Annotated in this window: 12 protein-coding genes and 1 pseudogene; 10 read left to right on the top strand and 3 right to left on the bottom strand. The window is 71.8% G+C overall.

Features of this window, described 5'->3' with window-relative positions:
• Positions 1–129 precede the first annotated feature (129 nt).
• Positions 130–576, top strand: coding sequence for a VOC family protein (locus tag ACWD1Z_RS20340; RefSeq protein ID WP_451120453.1), 447 nt, complete (start codon positions 130–132; stop codon positions 574–576).
• Positions 577–633: 57 nt separating this feature from the next.
• Here the strand turns inward: ACWD1Z_RS20340 and glnA are convergent, their stop codons facing one another.
• On the bottom strand, positions 634–1,995 hold the full coding sequence (gene glnA, locus ACWD1Z_RS20335) for a type I glutamate--ammonia ligase (RefSeq protein ID WP_250070229.1): 1,362 nt from the start codon (positions 1,993–1,995) through the stop codon (positions 634–636).
• 374 nt (positions 1,996–2,369) lie between these two features.
• On the opposite strand from glnA, the gene ACWD1Z_RS20330 reads away from it, so the two are divergent.
• The 3 genes from ACWD1Z_RS20330 (at position 2,370) to ACWD1Z_RS20320 (ending at position 5,473) form a co-directional block, all read left to right on the top strand.
• The gene (locus tag ACWD1Z_RS20330; RefSeq protein WP_451120452.1) at positions 2,370–3,032 is read left to right on the top strand and encodes a DUF3105 domain-containing protein; all 663 of its coding nucleotides are present in this window, start codon (positions 2,370–2,372) and stop codon (positions 3,030–3,032) included.
• The gene (locus ACWD1Z_RS20325; RefSeq protein WP_451120450.1) at positions 3,029–3,652 is read left to right on the top strand and encodes a DUF305 domain-containing protein; all 624 of its coding nucleotides are present in this window, start codon (positions 3,029–3,031) and stop codon (positions 3,650–3,652) included. Before ACWD1Z_RS20330 ends, ACWD1Z_RS20325 begins: the two co-directional genes overlap by 4 nt.
• Positions 3,653–3,718: 66 nt before the next feature.
• Positions 3,719–5,473, top strand: a complete 1,755-nt coding sequence (locus ACWD1Z_RS20320) for an NAD+ synthase (RefSeq protein ID WP_451120448.1) — start codon at positions 3,719–3,721, stop codon at positions 5,471–5,473.
• Positions 5,474–5,546: 73 nt separating this feature from the next.
• On the opposite strand, the gene panB is transcribed toward ACWD1Z_RS20320, so the two are convergent.
• The gene (panB, locus tag ACWD1Z_RS20315; RefSeq protein ID WP_389416384.1) at positions 5,547–6,413 is read right to left on the bottom strand and encodes a 3-methyl-2-oxobutanoate hydroxymethyltransferase; all 867 of its coding nucleotides are present in this window, start codon (positions 6,411–6,413) and stop codon (positions 5,547–5,549) included.
• Between the two features lie 337 nt (positions 6,414–6,750).
• Between panB and ACWD1Z_RS20310 the strand changes: the two genes are divergently transcribed.
• The 6 genes and pseudogenes from ACWD1Z_RS20310 to ACWD1Z_RS20285 all read left to right on the top strand — a co-directional run bounded on the left by ACWD1Z_RS20310 (position 6,751) and on the right by ACWD1Z_RS20285 (position 12,945).
• Positions 6,751–8,301 (top strand): MFS transporter, encoded by a 1,551-nt coding sequence (locus tag ACWD1Z_RS20310; protein ID WP_451120446.1) that lies wholly within the window; start codon positions 6,751–6,753, stop codon positions 8,299–8,301.
• A 550-nt stretch (positions 8,302–8,851) separates the two neighbouring features.
• The gene (locus ACWD1Z_RS20305) at positions 8,852–9,487 is read left to right on the top strand and encodes a TetR/AcrR family transcriptional regulator (protein WP_451120444.1); all 636 of its coding nucleotides are present in this window, start codon (positions 8,852–8,854) and stop codon (positions 9,485–9,487) included.
• Positions 9,488–9,668: 181 nt separating this feature from the next.
• Positions 9,669–10,721: an endonuclease/exonuclease/phosphatase family protein gene (locus tag ACWD1Z_RS20300; protein ID WP_451120442.1), complete on the top strand. Its 1,053-nt coding sequence runs from the start codon at positions 9,669–9,671 to the stop codon at positions 10,719–10,721.
• A gap of 42 nt (positions 10,722–10,763) precedes the next feature.
• Positions 10,764–11,036: pseudogene (locus ACWD1Z_RS20295) on the top strand (MFS transporter); the annotation flags it as partial.
• A gap of 80 nt (positions 11,037–11,116) precedes the next feature.
• Positions 11,117–12,139 carry an ATP-binding cassette domain-containing protein gene (locus ACWD1Z_RS20290; protein WP_451120440.1) on the top strand — a complete coding sequence of 341 codons (1,023 nt, stop codon included), beginning with the start codon at positions 11,117–11,119 and terminating at the stop codon, positions 12,137–12,139.
• Positions 12,136–12,945 carry an ABC transporter permease gene (locus ACWD1Z_RS20285; RefSeq protein WP_389416379.1) on the top strand — a complete coding sequence of 270 codons (810 nt, stop codon included), beginning with the start codon at positions 12,136–12,138 and terminating at the stop codon, positions 12,943–12,945. Before ACWD1Z_RS20290 ends, ACWD1Z_RS20285 begins: the two co-directional genes overlap by 4 nt.
• Positions 12,946–12,948: 3 nt before the next feature.
• On the opposite strand, the gene ACWD1Z_RS20280 is transcribed toward ACWD1Z_RS20285, so the two are convergent.
• Entirely contained in the window at positions 12,949–16,182 is a 3,234-nt protein-coding gene (locus tag ACWD1Z_RS20280; RefSeq protein ID WP_451120438.1) for a BTAD domain-containing putative transcriptional regulator, read from the bottom strand.
• Positions 16,183–16,228 lie beyond the last annotated feature (46 nt).

Genomic DNA, 16,228 nt, shown 5'->3' with positions numbered 1-16,228 from the left:
GCTCGGGCGGGGTGAGCCCGGTCGGGAACGGAACCTTCTCTTATCGGTGGCGCGGGGCGGTGTTTTCCGCTTCGGTGAGCGTGAACCGTTCGGCCAGATTCGTTGGCGATTCTCCAGGGAGGACCAGTTATGGACTTCACGCTCGAAGTGATCCCGCTGCCCGTGAGCGACATCGACCGGGCCCGGGACTTCTACCGGGACAAGGTCGGCTTCCACGTCGACATCGACCAGGAGGTCATGCCCGGGATGCGGATCGTCCAGCTGACGCCGCCGGGCTCGGGGTGCTCGATCGCGCTGGGCGACAGCCTCTGGGAGATGGGACCGGGCGCGCGTCCCGCCCCGGGTTCCTACCAGGGCCTCCAGCTGTGCGTGGCGGACATCAAGGCGGCGCACGCGGAGCTGGTGGAGCGGGGCCTGGAGGTGTCGGAGCCGGTCCAGTACACGCCGGACGACGGCGCCACGTTCATGTACTTCAAGGACCCCGACGGCAACGGCTGGTCGATCCAGGAGTACCGCCGCAGGGCGACGGAACCGCTGCACAAGATGCTGTCGGACCAGGCCGGCCAGGGCGACTGAGGCCCTGGCCCGACAACACCTCGGGCCGACGGCGCCCTGCCGTCGGCCCAGGTGTGCCTACAGCACCGGCAGGTTCTTCCGCAGTTCGAAGGCCGTGACCTCGGACCGGTACTCCTCCCACTCCTGGCGCTTGTTGCGCAGGAAGAAGTCGAAGACGTGTTCGCCCAGGGTTTCGGCGACCAGGTCGCTGTTCTCCATCAGGGTCAGGGCCTCGCCGAGGTTCTGCGGGAGGGGCTCGATGCCCATCGCGCGGCGCTCGGCGTTGGACAGCGCCCAGACGTCGTCCTCGGCGCCCGGAGGCAGCTCGTAGCCCTCCTCGATGCCCTTGAGGCCGGCGGCCAGCAGGACGGCGTAGGCCAGGTAGGGGTTGGCGCCGGAGTCCAGGGAGCGGACCTCCACGCGCGCGGAGCCGGTCTTGCCGGGCTTGTACATGGGCACGCGGACCAGGGCCGAGCGGTTGTTGTGGCCCCAGCAGATGTACGACGGCGCCTCGCCGCCCGCGCCGGCCGTGCGCTCGGAGCCGCCCCAGATGCGCTTGTAGGAGTTCACCCACTGGTTGGTGACCGCCGAGATCTCCGCGGCGTGCTTGAGCAGGCCCGCGATGAAGGAGCGGCCGACCTTGGAGAGCTGGTACTCCGAGCCCGACTCGTAGAAGGCGTTGCGGTCGCCCTCGAAGAGGGAGAGGTGGGTGTGCATGCCGGAGCCGGGGTGCTCGCTGAACGGCTTGGGCATGAAGGTCGCCTGCACGCCCTGCTCCAGCGCCACCTGCTTCATGACCAGGCGGAACGTCATGATGTTGTCCGCGGTGGACAGCGCGTCGGCGTAGCGCAGGTCGATCTCCTGCTGGCCGGGCGCGCCCTCGTGGTGGGAGAACTCCACCGAGATGCCCATCGACTCCAGCATGGTGATCGCCTGGCGGCGGAAGTCCATGCCGACGTTGGTCGGGGTGTGGTCGAAGTAGCCGGAGTTGTCGGCCGGGGTGGGGCGGGAGCCGTCCAGGGGGCGGTCCTTCAGCAGGAAGAACTCGATCTCGGGATGGGTGTAGAAGGTGAAGCCCAGGTCCGAGGTGCGGGCGAGGGCGCGCTTGAGGACGTAGCGCGGGTCCGCGAAGGACGGGGAGCCGTCGGGCATCAGGATGTCGCAGAACATCCGGGCCGTGCCGGGGGTCTCCGCGCGCCAGGGCAGGACCTGGAAGGTGGAGGGGTCCGGCTTGGCGATCATGTCGGACTCGTAGACCCGGGCGAAGCCCTCGATGGCCGAGCCGTCGAAGCCGATGCCCTCGTCGAAGGCCTGCTCCAGCTCGGCCGGGGCCACGGCGACGGACTTGAGGAAGCCCAGCACGTCCGTGAACCACAGGCGTACGAACCGGATGTCGCGCTCCTCCAACGTACGGAGCACGAACTCCTGCTGCTTGTCCATCTTCCGCTTCCCCATCCTTGCTGGTCAGGCCGCCTGCCCCGCGCACCGCGGGAAGTCGGTCGGGCACCTGAGCATCACACCACAACAGCATTTCGCGCGCGTTGCCGACCTTGATCGGCCGTCCGACCTCGGTCTGAACGCCCGGCGTGCCGCGCGTGCGCCGCTCTGCCGCCCATCTTGCCTGCTCGGACCGACATCCGTAATGCCCGGCCGTCGGCGGCTGTGGCCCACAATGGTCCTTGGGGCACCTGTCGGGTGCCTGTCGATTGCGTTGCGATCCGGCCCATTCCTGTGACCTCCCTTCGAGAGGTCCCTGCTTCCCCATTACGATCAGCGGACTCGACCGTCCCTTTTCCCCAGAAGGACATCACGCCATGGGATCCGCCAAGAAGAGCAACTCCGCGGCGCGCAAGGCCCGCATAGAAGAGATGCGGCGCGCCGAGCAGTCCCGCGAGCGCCGCAACCGGATGCTCACCATCGGCGCCAGCGTGACGGTCGTCGCCGCCCTGGTCGTCGGCGGTGTCGTCCTGGTCCAGTCGCAGTCCGACGACAGCGACTCGGTCGACTCCAAGACCACGGGTTCCCTGGTGGCCGGTGCCGACGGCGTGAGCACCTGGCAGGGCGGCAAGCTGAGCCAGACCCACGTCGACAAGAAGGTGAAGTACCCGGTCGAGCCCCCGGTCGGCGGCGACCACAACGCGGTCTGGCAGAACTGCAACGGCGACGTCTACACCGAGGAAGTGGCGAACGAGAACGCCGTGCACTCCCTGGAGCACGGCGCGGTCTGGGTGACGTACACCAGCAAGGCGTCGAAGGCGGACGTGGACGCGCTCGCGGCGAAGGTGAAGAAGACGCCGTACACGCTGATGAGCCCGTACGAGAACCAGAAGGCGCCGATCATGCTCTCGGCGTGGGGCGCGCAGCGCACGGTGAAGAGCGCGAGCGACCCGGACCTCGACAAGTTCTTCGAGAAGTACGTCCAGGGCGAGCAGACGCCGGAGCCGGGCGCCGCGTGCACGGGCGGTAAGGCGCAGTGAGGAAGCACGTCGGCTGGATCGCGGGGACCGCGGCGGCGGTGCTCGTCGCGGCCGGCGCGATCACCTACGCCGTCGCGGAGGACGGGGGGTCCGACGCGGCCCCCGCCGCCGGCTCCGCGGACGCGGGGTTCGCGCGGGACATGGCGGTGCACCACCAGCAGGCCGTGGAGATGTCGTACATCGTGCGTGACCGCACGGACGACGAAGAGGTGCGGCGCCTGGCGTACGACATCGCGCAGACGCAGGCCAACCAGCGCGGGATGCTGCTGGGCTGGCTCGATCTGTGGGAGCTGCCGAAGTTCTCCGCGGAGCCGCCGATGACCTGGATGGACATGGGTTCCATGCCCGCCGGCGAGGACGGCGCGCTGATGCCCGGCATGGCGACGAACACCGAGATGAAGAAGCTGAACAAGCTCAGCGGCGAGCAGGCGGAGGTCTTCTACCTCCAGCTGATGACCGACCACCACAAGGGCGGCGTCCACATGGCCGAGGCCTGTGTGAAGCGGTGCGAGGTGGGCGTGGAGAAGCGGCTCGCGCAGACCATGGTCAACGGTCAGGAGTCGGAGATCGGGCTCATGGCGGACATGCTGAAGGACCGGGGCGCGAAGGCCCGGCCGTAGGCCCCGCTGAGAGCGGACGGCCCCCCTCCCACCCCATCGCGTCGCTCTGACGATTACACTGGGCGCGTGCCTCAACTTCGCCTCGCCCTGAATCAGATCGACTCGCGCGTCGGTGACCTCGCCGGGAACACCGAGTCGATCCTCCGCTGGACCCGGCACTCCGCCGAGCAGGGAGCGCATCTCGTGGCGTTCCCCGAGATGGCGCTGACCGGGTACCCCGTCGAGGACCTGGCCCTGCGGTCCTCCTTCGTGGAGGCGTCCCGCGCGGCCCTGCGCGCGCTGGCCGCCCGGCTCGCCGAGGAGGGCTTCGGGGAGCTGCCGGTGATCGTCGGCTACCTCGACCGCTCCGAGGCGGCCCAGCCGAAGTACGGCCAGCCGGCCGGCGCCCCGCGCAACGCGGCGGCGGTGCTGCACGGCGGCGAGGTGGTGCTCACCTTCGCCAAGCACCACCTGCCGAACTACGGCGTCTTCGACGAGTTCCGCTACTTCGTGCCCGGCGACACCATGCCGGTGGTGCGGGTGCACGGCGTGGACGTGGCCCTCGCCATCTGCGAGGACCTGTGGCAGGACGGCGGCCGGGTGCCCGCGGCGCGGTCCGCCGGGGCCGGCCTGCTGGTCTCCATCAACGCCTCGCCGTACGAGCGCAACAAGGACGACACCCGTCTCGAACTGGTCCGCAAGCGCGCCCAGGAGGCGGGCTGCACCACCGCCTATCTCGCCATGATCGGCGGCCAGGACGAGCTGGTCTTCGACGGCGACTCGATCGTGGTCGACGCGAGCGGCGAGGTGATCGCGCGGGCGCCGCAGTTCGCGGAGGGCTGTGTGGTGCTGGACCTCGACCTGCCGGCGGCCGCCGCCGACGCCCCGGAGGGCGTGGTGGACGACGGGCTCCGGATCGACCGCCTGGTGCTCTCCGAGGAGCCGCTGCCCGCGTACGAGCCGGAGCTGGCGGGCGGTTACGCCGACCGTCTGGAGGACGACGAGGAGGTGTACTCGGCGCTGGTCGTGGGCCTGCGGGCGTATGTGGCCAAGAACGGCTTCCGGTCGGTCCTGATCGGTCTGTCCGGCGGCATCGACTCGGCACTGGTGGCCGCCATCGCCTGCGACGCGGTGGGCGCGGAGAACGTGTACGGCGTCTCGATGCCGTCCAAGTACTCCTCCGAGCACTCCAAGGGCGACGCGGCGGAGCTGGCCCGGCGGACGGGCCTGAACTTCCGGACGGTCCCGATCGAGCCGATGTTCGACGCCTATATGACGTCCCTGGGTCTGACCGGCCTGGCGGAGGAGAACCTCCAGTCCCGGCTGCGCGGCACCCTGCTGATGGCGATCTCCAACCAGGAGGGCCACATCGTCCTGGCGCCGGGCAACAAGTCGGAGCTGGCGGTGGGCTATTCGACGCTGTACGGCGACTCGGTGGGCGCGTACGGCCCCATCAAGGACGTGTACAAGACGTCGGTCTTCCGCCTCGCGGAGTGGCGGAACCGGGCGGCGGCCGAGCGCGGCCAGACCCCGCCGATCCCGGAGAACTCCATCAGCAAGCCCCCGAGCGCGGAACTGCGCCCGGGCCAGGTCGACACGGACTCCCTGCCCGACTACCCGGTCCTGGACGCGATCCTGGAGCGCTACGTCGACCGTGACGACGGCGCCGACGTGATCGTCGCGGCCGGCTACGACCCGGCTCTGGTGGCCAAGACCCTGCGCATGGTGGACACGGCGGAGTACAAGCGCCGCCAGTACCCGCCGGGCACGAAGATCTCCCCCAAGGGATTCGGCAAGGACCGGCGGCTGCCGATCACGAACGGCTGGCGCGAGACCGCGTAGGGGAAGCAGGGACGGACATACGGCAGCCCGCCGACGGGGGAGATCGGCGGGCTGCCTCTGTGCCGCTGTGGCTCTAGTGGACGGAGTGCTCCTCCAGCGGGAAGGTCCCGCCGACGACGTCCTCCGCGAACGCCTTGGCCGCGTCGCCCATGGCCCGGCGCAGGTCGGCATACTGCTTGACGAACTTCGGCACGCGCCCGCCGGTCAGGCCCATCATGTCCGTCCAGACCAGGACCTGGGCGTCCGTCTCGGCGCCCGCGCCGATGCCGACCGTCGGGATGTGCAGGACCCGGGTGACCTCGGCCGCGAGTTCGGCCGGGACCAGTTCCAGCACGACCGCGAAGGCGCCCGCGTCCTGGACGGCCTTGGCGTCGCGCAGCAGCTGGGCCGCCGCCTCCTCGCCGCGGCCCTGGACGCGGTAGCCCATGGCGTTGACGGACTGCGGGGTCAGGCCGATGTGGGCCATCACCGGGATGCCGGACTCGACCAGCAGCTCGATCTGGCGGTGCGAGCGCTCGCCGCCCTCCAGCTTCACCGCGCCGACGCCGGCCTCCTTCACCAGCCGGGTCGCCGAGCGCAGCGCCTGCACCGGGCCCTCCTGGTAGGACCCGAAGGGCAGGTCGCCGACGATCAGGGCGCGTGAGGTGCCGCGTACGACGGCGGCCGACAGCATGGTCATCTCGTCGAGGGTGACGGGTACGGTGGTCTCGTAGCCGAGGTGGCAGTTGCCCGCCGAGTCCCCGACCAGCATGACCGGGATGCCCGCCTCGTCGAAGACGGACGCGGTCATCGCGTCGTAAGCGGTGAGCATGGGCCACTTCTCGCCCCGCTCCTTGGCGGCGGCGATGTCGCGGACGGTGATGCGGCGGGTGCCCTTCCCCCCGTACAGCGCCTTGCTGCCGCCGGAGGGTGAGTTCTGGGCAGCCGAGAGCTGCGTCATGGCAACGGCTCCTTACGTCATCTCGAGGCGCCCTGACGGCGTCCCCGGACCACCTCCATGGTGGCACCTCGTGCCAGGCGCGGCTAGGGGGACCCCGGTCACGCTCGAGCGGGGTGAGAGCCGGGGGTGAGAACCGGGGGTGAGAACCGGGGGTGAGAACCGGGGGTGAGAACCGGGGGTGAGAACCGGGGGTGAGAACCGGGGGTGAGAACCGGGGGTGAGAGCCGGGGGTGAGAGCCGGGGGTGAGAGCCGGGGGTGAGAGCCGGGGGTGAGAGCCGGGTAAGAGAATTACGATACGAGACGGATCCGTATTGCAAATCGCCTACCCTGGACGGCATGACTGTCTCCGCTCCCCCTGTACCCCGGATACCGGAAGCGGTGCACCGGCGCCGCTGGGCCATCCTCGGCGTGCTCATGCTGAGCCTGCTGATCATCGTGCTGGACAACTCGATCCTGAACGTCGCCGTCAAGACGATCTCGACCCCCGCCCCGACCGGCCTCGGCGCCACCCAGAGCGAGCTGGAGTGGGCCATCAACGCCTACACCCTGGTCTTCGCGGGGCTGCTGTTCAGCGCCGGTCTGCTCGGTGACCGGCTCGGGCGCAAGCGGATCCTGCTGGGCGGGCTCGCCGTCTTCGGCATCGGCTCCGCGCTCGCCGCGTTCGCCGGATCGCCGGGCGAGCTCATCGCCTACCGGGCGGTGATGGGCCTCGGCGCCGCCTTCGTCATGCCGGCCACCCTCGCCGTCCTGATGAACGTCTTCGAGCGCGAGGAGCAGCCCAAGGCCATCGGCATCTGGGCGGGCGGGGTGGGTCTGGCCATCGCCATCGGCCCGATCACCGGCGGCGTGCTGCTCGACCACTTCTGGTGGGGCTCGGTGTTCCTCATCAACGTCCCCATCGTGCTGGTCGCCGTCGCGCTGATGATCTGGCTGGTTCCCGACTCCCGCGACCCGGACCCCGGCCGCGTCGACCCGGTCGGCGTGGTCCTGTCCGTCGCCGGCCTGGTCCTGCTGGTCTACGGCATCATCCGGGGCGGCGAGCTGGCCGACTTCACCGATGTCACCGTGGTGTCGACGATCGGGGCGGGGCTGGCGTTCCTGGTCGCCTTCGTGGTGTTCGAGAAGCGCAGCGACCACCCGTCGATCGACGTCGGCTACTTCCGCGACAAGGTCTTCTCGGCCGCGATCGCCGCCATCGCGCTGGTCTTCTTCGCGCTGATGGGCGTGACGTTCTTCTCCGTCTTCTACACCCAGAGCGTGCGCGGCTACTCGCCGCTGGAGACCGGCCTGCTGTTGCTGCCGCTGGCCGTCGCGCAGCTGCTGTTCGCGCCGCGCGCCCGCCTCCTCGTGGACCGCTTCGGCAACCGGGCCACCACCACCGCGGGCATGGCGCTGATCGCGGCGACGCTGGCCGCGTTCGCCACGCTGGACGCGGACACGCCGATCTGGATCCTTGAGGTGATCTTCTTCCTCATGGGCACCGGCATGGCGCACATCATGACGCCGGTCAGCGTCGTGATCATGCAGACCCTGCCCCGGGAGAAGGCCGGTTCCGCCTCCGCGCTCAGCAACACCTTCCGCCAGGTCGGCGGCGCCCTCGGGATCGCGGTCCTCGGCTCGGTGCTCTCCACGGCGTACCGCTCCTCGATCGAGGACGACCTCGGCGCGGTGCCGGCCGATTTGCGGCACACCGCGGGCGAGTCCATCGAGTCGACCCTCGCGGCCGCGGCACGGCTCGGCCCCGAGGGGCAGCCCCTGGTCGACCGGGCCAACGACGCCTTCCTGCACGCCATGCACGTCACGGCCCTGGGCGGCGCGGCGGTGGCGGTGGTCGGAGCGGTGGTGGTGGCACTGTTCCTGCCGGGGCGGACTGGGGAGCGGTCCTGAGGCCGAGGGGACTCCGGGGCGGTCCTCAGGCCGGGCGGAACTGGGGGCCGGTCCAGAGGCCGGGGGACTCCGGGGCGGTCCTCAGGCCGGGGGAACCGGAGGCCGGTCCAGAGGCCGGGCGGAACCCCGGCCTGGTCCTCAGGCTGGGCGGGTCGACCAGCATCTTGGCGACAGCGCCCCCGGCCGCGCCGGCGCCCGAAATGACCGCCCGCAGCTGCCCGATCTCCCGCCGGCTCAGCCGCGCCGCGTTCCGCAGCGCCGCCAGCGCGGAGGGCCGGTCCTCAGGCCGGGGGGAACGCCGGGCCGGTCCACTGGCCGAGGGAACTACGGCCCGGCCCCGGGGCCGCGGGGAACCCCGGCCCGGGTCCAGGGGCCGCAGGGAACTCCAGTCCGGTCCGGAGGCCGCGGGGAACTCCAGCCCGGTCCAGGGGCCGCCGGAAACCCCGACCCGGGTCCAGGGCCGCAGGGAACTCCGGTGCTGTCATGAGGCCGGGCGGGACTCCGGGCCTGTGCTGAGGGAGAATCCCCGGACCACAGAAGGGACGCACACGTGACAGTCGCCGACAGCCAGCCCGGACCGGTCCGGGGCCGCCCGCGCAGCGAGGCCGTGGAGCGCGCCATCATCGAGGGCGTGATGCGGCTGCTGGAGGAGGGCGTACCGCTCGCGGAGCTCTCCATCGAGCGGATCGCCCGTACCGCCGGTGTCGGCAAGGCCACCATCTACCGGCGCTGGCGCGGCAAGGAGGAGCTCTTCGTCGACGTCGTACGCGCCGCCGAGCCCCCCGACCCCGAGCTGCCCGGCACCTCCATGCGCGACGACCTCGTCGTGCTGCTGGAGTCGCTGCGCCGACGCGGACTGGTCAGCCGCTCCTCGGCGATCCTGCACAACGTGCACGCCCAGATGAAGAGCAGCCCCAAGATCTGGGCGGCGTACCACGCCCTCGTCGTCGCCCCCCGGCGCCGGCTCGGCATCGAGGTGCTGCGCCGCGGCCAGCGCGACGGGGAACTCCGCAAGGACGTCGACGTGGAGCTGCTCAACGACCTGTTCGTGGGCCCCATGCTGCTGCGGTCCGTGATGCGCCCGGACGCGGACCTGCCGGACGGGCTGCCCGAACAGATCGTCGACACCCTGCTGGAAGGGCTGCGGCCCGTCAGCTCACCGTCCGTCAGTTCGCCTCCCGCGTAGCGGATGTGCGCGTTTCGTCACAGAGCGCGCTTTCCACCGGCGTACCCGGAACTCCGGGAGCCGACTTGTACGTCCTCGTGCCCGTACGGCCGTCATGGGACGGCAGGAAGAGAACCGATCATCCCCTAGGGTCGTAAGAGCGGGGGTTGAAGGTGTGCACGGCAGGCAGTGAGGCGACGGTATGGCGCAGCAGGCGTACATGACGGAGACGGACAGCGGCGGCTCGGGACCCGAGCGCCGGGGAAACCGGTTCCGGCGTCTGCTGGGAAGACTGGTGGCCGGCTGGCGCGGTGATCCCCGGATCTGGCGCCGGGGCATCGTCACGGCCGTGTTCGCGGTGCTGCTCGCCCTGGTCATGCTGCTGCACGCGCAGATCCCGAACGCCATCGGCAACCTGGGCAGCCTCATCGAGACCTTCCTGCCCTGGATCGGCGTGCTCGTCCCGCTGCTGGTGCTGGTGGCCCTGCTGCGCAAGTCCGCGACCGCGCTGATCGCGGTGGTGCTGCCCGCGGTGGTGTGGCTGAACCTCTTCGGCGGGCTGCTCACCGACAAGACCTCCCCCGGCGGCGACCTCACGATCGCCACGCACAACGTCAACGCCGACAACACCGACCCGTCGGGCACCGCCCGTGGGGTGGCCGCCTCCGGCGCGGACGTGGTGGCGCTGGAGGAGCTGACCGCGAGCGCGGTGCCGGTGTACGAGGAGGCACTGGCGTCGACGTACAAGTACCACTCGGTGCAGGGCACGGTCGGGCTGTGGAGCAAGTACCCGCTGAGCGGGGTGAAGGCCGTGGACATCAAGCTGGGGTGGACCCGGGCCATGCGCGCGGCCGTCAGCACGCCGTCCGGGGAGATCGCGGTGTACGTCGCCCACCTGCCGTCGGTGCGGGTGAAGCTGGAGGCCGGGTTCACCGCCCGGCAGCGCGACAAGAGCGCGGACGCGCTGGGCGAGGCCATCGCCGCCGAGGAGCTGCCCCGCAGTGTGCTGCTCGGGGACCTCAACGGCACGATGAACGACCGCGCGCTGAACGCCGTCACCTCCCAGATGCGCTCCACGCAGGGCGCCGCGGGCACCGGATTCGGGTTCAGCTGGCCGGCGTCGTTCCCGATGGCGCGGATCGACCAGATCCTGGTGAAGGGCATCGAGCCGATCACCTCCTGGACGCTGCCGGAGACCGGGAGCGATCACCTTCCGGTGGCCGCGCGTGTGAAGGTCGACACAACCGCCTCGTAAAAGCCGCTGGTCACCCGGGCGTAACCTCCAGGAATACTGGGCCAGAAGGCGTCGGCGGCCCCCTCCCTGGCCTCCTCCGCCAACCAGGCCGCCTTCAACCTGGCCAACGCCGGCGGCGCCTGGATCGGCGGCCTGGCCCTGACAGCGGGCCTCGGCGTCACCTCCCCCGCCCTCACGGGTGCCGCCCTGGCCGTCCTGGGCCTCGGCGTGGCAGGCACGGCCTACGCGGTGGACCGCCACCGCGTCCCCCTCTCCACCCCCGAGCGCCTGATCGCCGGGCACCTGCCGCAGGGGACGGAGACCGTGCGGTCCTGACGGGGCGCTTGTCGGCAGCCTGTAGGCGCCCGTCGGTCGCCTGTCGGTGGTTTGTCGGTGGGGGTTGGCAGGTTGGGGGCATGACGCGAATCGATGTGAAGGGCGGCGCCGGGCGTGCCGTCACCGTGCGGGGACTGGTCAAGCACTACGGCGAGACCAAGGCGCTGGACGGGGTGGATCTGGAGGTGCGGGAGGGGACCGTGATGGGGGTGCTCGGGCCCAACGGGGCCGGGAAGACCACCCTCGTGCGGATCCTGTCCACCCTGCTCGCGCCCGACTCCGGGCAGGCCACGGTCGCCGGATACGACGTCGTGCGGCAGCCCCGGCAGCTGCGCCGGGTGATCGGGCTGACCGGGCAGTACGCCTCCGTGGACGAGAAGCTGCCGGGCTGGGAGAACCTGTACCTCATCGGGCGGCTGCTCGACCTGTCCCGGCGGGACGCCCGCGCGCGGGCCGACGAGCTGCTGGAGCGGTTCTCGCTGACCGACGCCGGGAAGCGGCCCGCCGCCACCTACTCCGGCGGTATGCGCCGGCGCCTCGACCTCGCCGCCTCGATGATCGGGCATCCGGCCGTGCTGTATCTGGACGAGCCGACCACCGGGCTCGATCCCCGTACCCGCAACGAGGTCTGGGCCGAGGTCAAGACCATGGTCGGCGACGGCGTCACCGTGCTGCTGACCACCCAGTACATGGAGGAGGCCGAGCAGCTCGCCGACGAGCTGACGGTCGTCGACCGGGGCAAGGTCATCGCCAAGGGCGGCATCGAGGAGCTGAAGGCGAAGGTCGGCGGCCGGACCCTGCGCGTCCGGCCGGCCGATCCGCTGCAGCTGCGGCCGCTCGCCTCCCACCTCGACGGCCTCGGCATCACCGGGCTCGCCACCACCACCGTCGACGCCGACCGCGGCGCCCTGCTGGTGCCGATCCTCAGCGACGAGCAGCTCACCGCCGTCGTCGGCGCGGTGACCGCACGGGGCGTCACGCTCTCCTCCGTCACCACCGAACTGCCCAGCCTCGACGAGGTGTTCCTGTCCCTCACCGGCCACCGCGCCAGTGCCCCGCAGGACGCCGTACCCACCGACAACCGCGAGGAGGTCGCCGTATGAGCGCCACCACCGTCACCACGGCCGACGCCCGCATCCCGGTGCGCGGCCACCTCCGGCACACCGGCGCGCTCGTCCGGCGCAATCTGCTCTGGATCCGGCAGGACCCGGAGTCGATGGCCGACGCCGTGCTCTTCCCGATCGTCTTCACCCTGCTGTTCGTGTACGTCTTCGGCGGCTCCATCGGGCAGTCCCTGGGCGGCGGGCAGGAGGCGTACGTGCAGTACGTCGTGCCGGGCATGCTCGCCATGATGGGCATGACCATGGCGCAGGGGGTGGGCACCGGCTTCAACCAGGACTTCAACACCGGTGTCATGGACCGCTTCCGGTCGCTGCCGATCGGCCGCGGCTCGGTGCTGTTCGCGAAGATCGCCGTAGAGCTGCTGCGGATGCTGTTCGCCACCGCCGTCCTGATGATCGTGGCCCTGCTCGTGGGGTTCGACATCACCAGCTGGGCCGGACTGCTCGCCTCGGTGGCCCTGTCCGTGGCGTTCGGCTCGGCGCTGATGTGGGTCTTCCTCACCCTCGGCGTGGTGATGAAGAACGCCCAGTCCGTGCAGGCGATGGGCTTCCTGGTGCTGATGCCGCTCCAGTTCGGCTCGTCGATCTTCGCGCCGACCGAGTCGATGCCGGGCTGGCTGCAGAACTTCACCGACTACAACCCGCTGTCCGCCCTCGCCGACGCGGCCCGCGGGCTGATGAACGGCGGTCCGGTCGCCCACGACCTGTGGCTGACGCTCGGCTGGTCGGTCCTGCTCACCGCGGTCATGGCGCCGATCGCCATCCACAAGTTCCGCACCAAGACCTGACGGTCACACCAGGGCGGCGGCCTCCTTCGCGGTGAGGTCGCCGCCCTCGGCGCACCCGGCCTCGTACGCCTCGTCGTCGAGGACCGCGCGCACCGCGGCCACCGCCCGGTCCCGGCACTCGCGTTCCAGCGTGGAGTTCCGGTGCCCCGGCGGCCACAGCGCCTCGGCGGCCCCGAGACAGCGGGCCGCGTCGAGCGGGGCGCTCGGGGCCAGCGCCACGGCGGCGATGACCAGGCACCCCGAGACCAACTGCGGGGCCATCGCCTGCGACAGCGGATCGTCCGCCTGCTCCAGGGCGCGCCGCAGCTTCTCCCGGGCCTGGTCGTGGAGCCCGTCGGAGGCGTCCAGCCAGGCCTCCCCGCTGAGGATGAACGCGTCGAAGACATGGAACTGCGCGAGGCCGAAGTCCTCGCGCAGCAGCCGCATCTGCTCGCGCGCCTCGGCGGTACGGCCGGTGATGCTGAGCCAGCCGGCGAGGATGACCCGGCTGAACGGCATCGCCTCGCTGTGCCCGCCGTCCAGTCCGTCGATGACCTCCCGCAGCAGGCGTTCGCCCTCCTCGGGCTGCCCGCCCTCCAGCAGCGCTCCGGCCAGCCGGGCGGAGAGGACGGCCTCCTGGGCGTGCGCGCCGAGGCGGCGGGCGTGTTCGACGGCCGCCTCGTAGTCGGCGGCGGCCTCCAGGAAGGCGCCCTTGCGCTCGCGGGCCTCGCCGCGCGCCGCCAGCGCCTCGGCGCTGCCCCAGGCGTCACCGAGCCGCCGGTAGATGGCCAGCGACTCGTCGGCGTCCTGGGCGGCGGCCGCCGCGCGGACGGGGCGGTGGGCGAGGAGATTGGCCCGCATCTGCAGGGTGGCGGCCAGTTCCCAGTCGTAGCCGGGGGTGCGGCGGCAGGTCTCCACGGCGGCGTCGAGGATCGTGCCGACCCGGCCGATGTCGCCGGTGAGCATCACGGCGAAGATCGCGAGCAGGCCGGGGCTGCGGCAGGTCTGCGGCAGGCCGGGCTCGTAGACCTCGGCGATGGTGCGCAGCTTCTGCTGGGCGGCCGGGTTCTGCCAGGCGGCGATCTCGGTGTCCATGCAGGCGAGATGGGCCAGATGGACCCCGCGCCGCGCCTCGGCCAGCACCTCGCCGGTGTACGGGGGCGGCTCGGCGGTGACGCGCCGCCAGACCGGCTCCGCCCGGCGCACGGGCTCGGCGAAGGGGTCGGGGCCGAGCGTCATCACCTCCGCGCACCAGCCGCGGGCCTCGATCCTGAGGTCGCGCATCTGCCAGTACCAGGCCAGTGACAGCACCAGGGTCACCGCCTCCTGCTCGTCGCGTTCGGCGACGGCGTGCCGCAGGGCGGTGCGCAGGTTCTCGTACTCCCGCTGGAGCCGTTCCACGGCCTCCAGTTGGCGCGGGCCGCGCAGCAACGGGTCGGTGGTGCGGGCGAGTTCGCGGTAGTACGTCAGATGCGCGCGCTCGGCGCGGGACCGGTTCCCGGCCTCGTCCAGGCGCTCGCCCGCGTACTCGGCGACGGTCTCCAGCAGCCGGTAGCGCATGGCGCCGTCGCCCGAAGGGGCGGCCACCACCAGGGACTTGTCGACGAGGGAGCCGAGCGCGCCGAGGGCGGCCGGTCCGCACACGGCCTCGGCGGCGGGCAGATCGCAGCCGCCGGCAAAGACGGACAGCCGGCTCAGGACCGCGCGTTCGTCCTCGTCGAGCAGGTCCCAGGACCAGTCGACGACGGCCCTGAGGGTCTGCTGGCGGGGCAGCACGGTCCGGCTGCCGGAGGTGAGCAGCCGGAAGCGGTCGTCGAGCCGGTCGGCGATCTGGCGGGGGGTGAGCATCCGCAGCCGGGCGGCGGCGAGTTCGATGGCCAGGGGCAGTCCGTCGAGGCGGCGGCAGATCTCGGCGCAGGCATCGGGGTCGTCGTCGACGCTGAACCCGGGCCGGGCGGCGGCCCCGCGGTCGGCGAACAGCCGTAGCGCGTACGGCTGCGGCAGCGGCTCCACCGGCCGCAGCACCTCGCCCGGTACGCCGAGGGGTTCACGGCTGGTGGCCAGGACGGTCAGGCCGGGACAGCGGGCCAGCAGGTGGTCCGCGAGCCTGGCGGCGGCGTCGACGACATGCTCGCAGTTGTCGAGGACGATCAGCATGCGGCGCCGGGCGCAGTGCTCCACCAGCCGGTCGAGCGGGTCGTCGTGCCGGTCGGCGACGGCGCTGCGGAACTCCTCGGCACCGGCGCCGTACAGCACGGTCTCGCGGGCGCCCACGGCGGTCAGCACCGTCTCCGGTACGGCGGCCGGGTCGTCGACGGGTGCCAGCTCGGCCAGCCAGATCCCGTCGCGGGCGGTGTCCCGGAGCGTTTCCGCGGCCTCCTGCGACAGCCGGGTCTTGCCGGCGCCGCCGGGTCCGAGCAGCGTGACCAGCCGGGCGCGGCCGAGGTCTCCGCGGATGGCCTCGATGTCGGCTTCCCGGCCGACGAAGGAGGTGAGCCGGGCGCGCAGGTTGCCGGGCGTGGCCGGAGCCGCCGGTTTCAGCAACTCGGCGTGCAGTTCCCGCAGTTCGGCCCCCGGGTCGGATCCCAGCTGCTCGGCCAGCAGCTGTCGTACGTCGTCGTAGGCGGCCAGTGCCTCGGCGGCTCGGCCGGTGTCGCGCAGCGCGCGCAGGCGCAGTGCCTGCAGCGGCTCGTCGAGCGGATGGGTGTCGCACAGCGCGGTCAGTTCCGGCAGCGCGGTCTCGGCCTGGCCGAGGGCGAGGGCGGCGGTGTGCCGGGCGCGCAGGGCGTCCAGGCGCCGGGTCTCCCAGCGGGCGGCCTCGGCGGTGCGGTCGGGGAGGTCGGCGAGGACGGGGCCGCGCCACAGGGCGAGGGCGTCGTCGAGGACGCCGGCGGCCTTGGCGGGGTCGCCGTCGGCGAGGGCGCGGATGCCGTCGGCGGTGAGCCGTTCGAAACGGTGCAGGTCGATGTCGTCGGGGCCGGCGGCCAGCCGGTACCCGCCCTCGACGGATTCGACGGCCTCGGCACCGAGCACCCGGCGCAGCCGCCCGACGAGCGCCTGCAACGCCCCCGCGGCGTCGGCGGGCGGATCCGCGCCCCACACCTCGTCCACGAGCACCTGCACGGGCACGGCCCGTCCGCCCCGCAGAGCCAACACACTGAGCAACGCCCGCAACCGCGCCCCACCGACCGGGAGGGGGGCGCCGTCGGGGCGAAGGGCCTGAGTAGTACCGAGGATGCGATAGCGCACGGGGTCCATTGTCTCCGGAGGGCGGGGGGTGAGCGCGGGGCGGGCTCGGGGGGCC

It is taken from the genome of Streptomyces sp. NPDC002784 (assembly GCF_053592135.1).
Note: the sequence above shows the minus strand (reverse complement) of the source record. Positions and strands in the feature narration are given on the sequence as shown.

Excerpts from the sequence above, each read along its gene's own strand:
- ACWD1Z_RS20330 (WP_451120452.1), top strand. The coding sequence starts at position 2,370 with ATGGGATCCGCCAAGAAGAGCAACTCCGCGGCGCGCAAGGCCCGCATA.
- panB (WP_389416384.1), bottom strand. The coding sequence starts at position 6,413 with ATGACGCAGCTCTCGGCTGCCCAGAACTCACCCTCCGGCGGCAGCAAG.
- ACWD1Z_RS20340 (WP_451120453.1), top strand. The coding sequence starts at position 130 with ATGGACTTCACGCTCGAAGTGATCCCGCTGCCCGTGAGCGACATCGAC.
- ACWD1Z_RS20285 (WP_389416379.1), top strand. The coding sequence starts at position 12,136 with ATGAGCGCCACCACCGTCACCACGGCCGACGCCCGCATCCCGGTGCGC.
- ACWD1Z_RS20290 (WP_451120440.1), top strand. The coding sequence starts at position 11,117 with ATGACGCGAATCGATGTGAAGGGCGGCGCCGGGCGTGCCGTCACCGTG.
- ACWD1Z_RS20300 (WP_451120442.1), top strand. The coding sequence starts at position 9,669 with ATGGCGCAGCAGGCGTACATGACGGAGACGGACAGCGGCGGCTCGGGA.
- ACWD1Z_RS20280 (WP_451120438.1), bottom strand. The coding sequence starts at position 16,182 with ATGGACCCCGTGCGCTATCGCATCCTCGGTACTACTCAGGCCCTTCGC.
- glnA (WP_250070229.1), bottom strand. The coding sequence starts at position 1,995 with ATGGACAAGCAGCAGGAGTTCGTGCTCCGTACGTTGGAGGAGCGCGAC.
- ACWD1Z_RS20310 (WP_451120446.1), top strand. The coding sequence starts at position 6,751 with ATGACTGTCTCCGCTCCCCCTGTACCCCGGATACCGGAAGCGGTGCAC.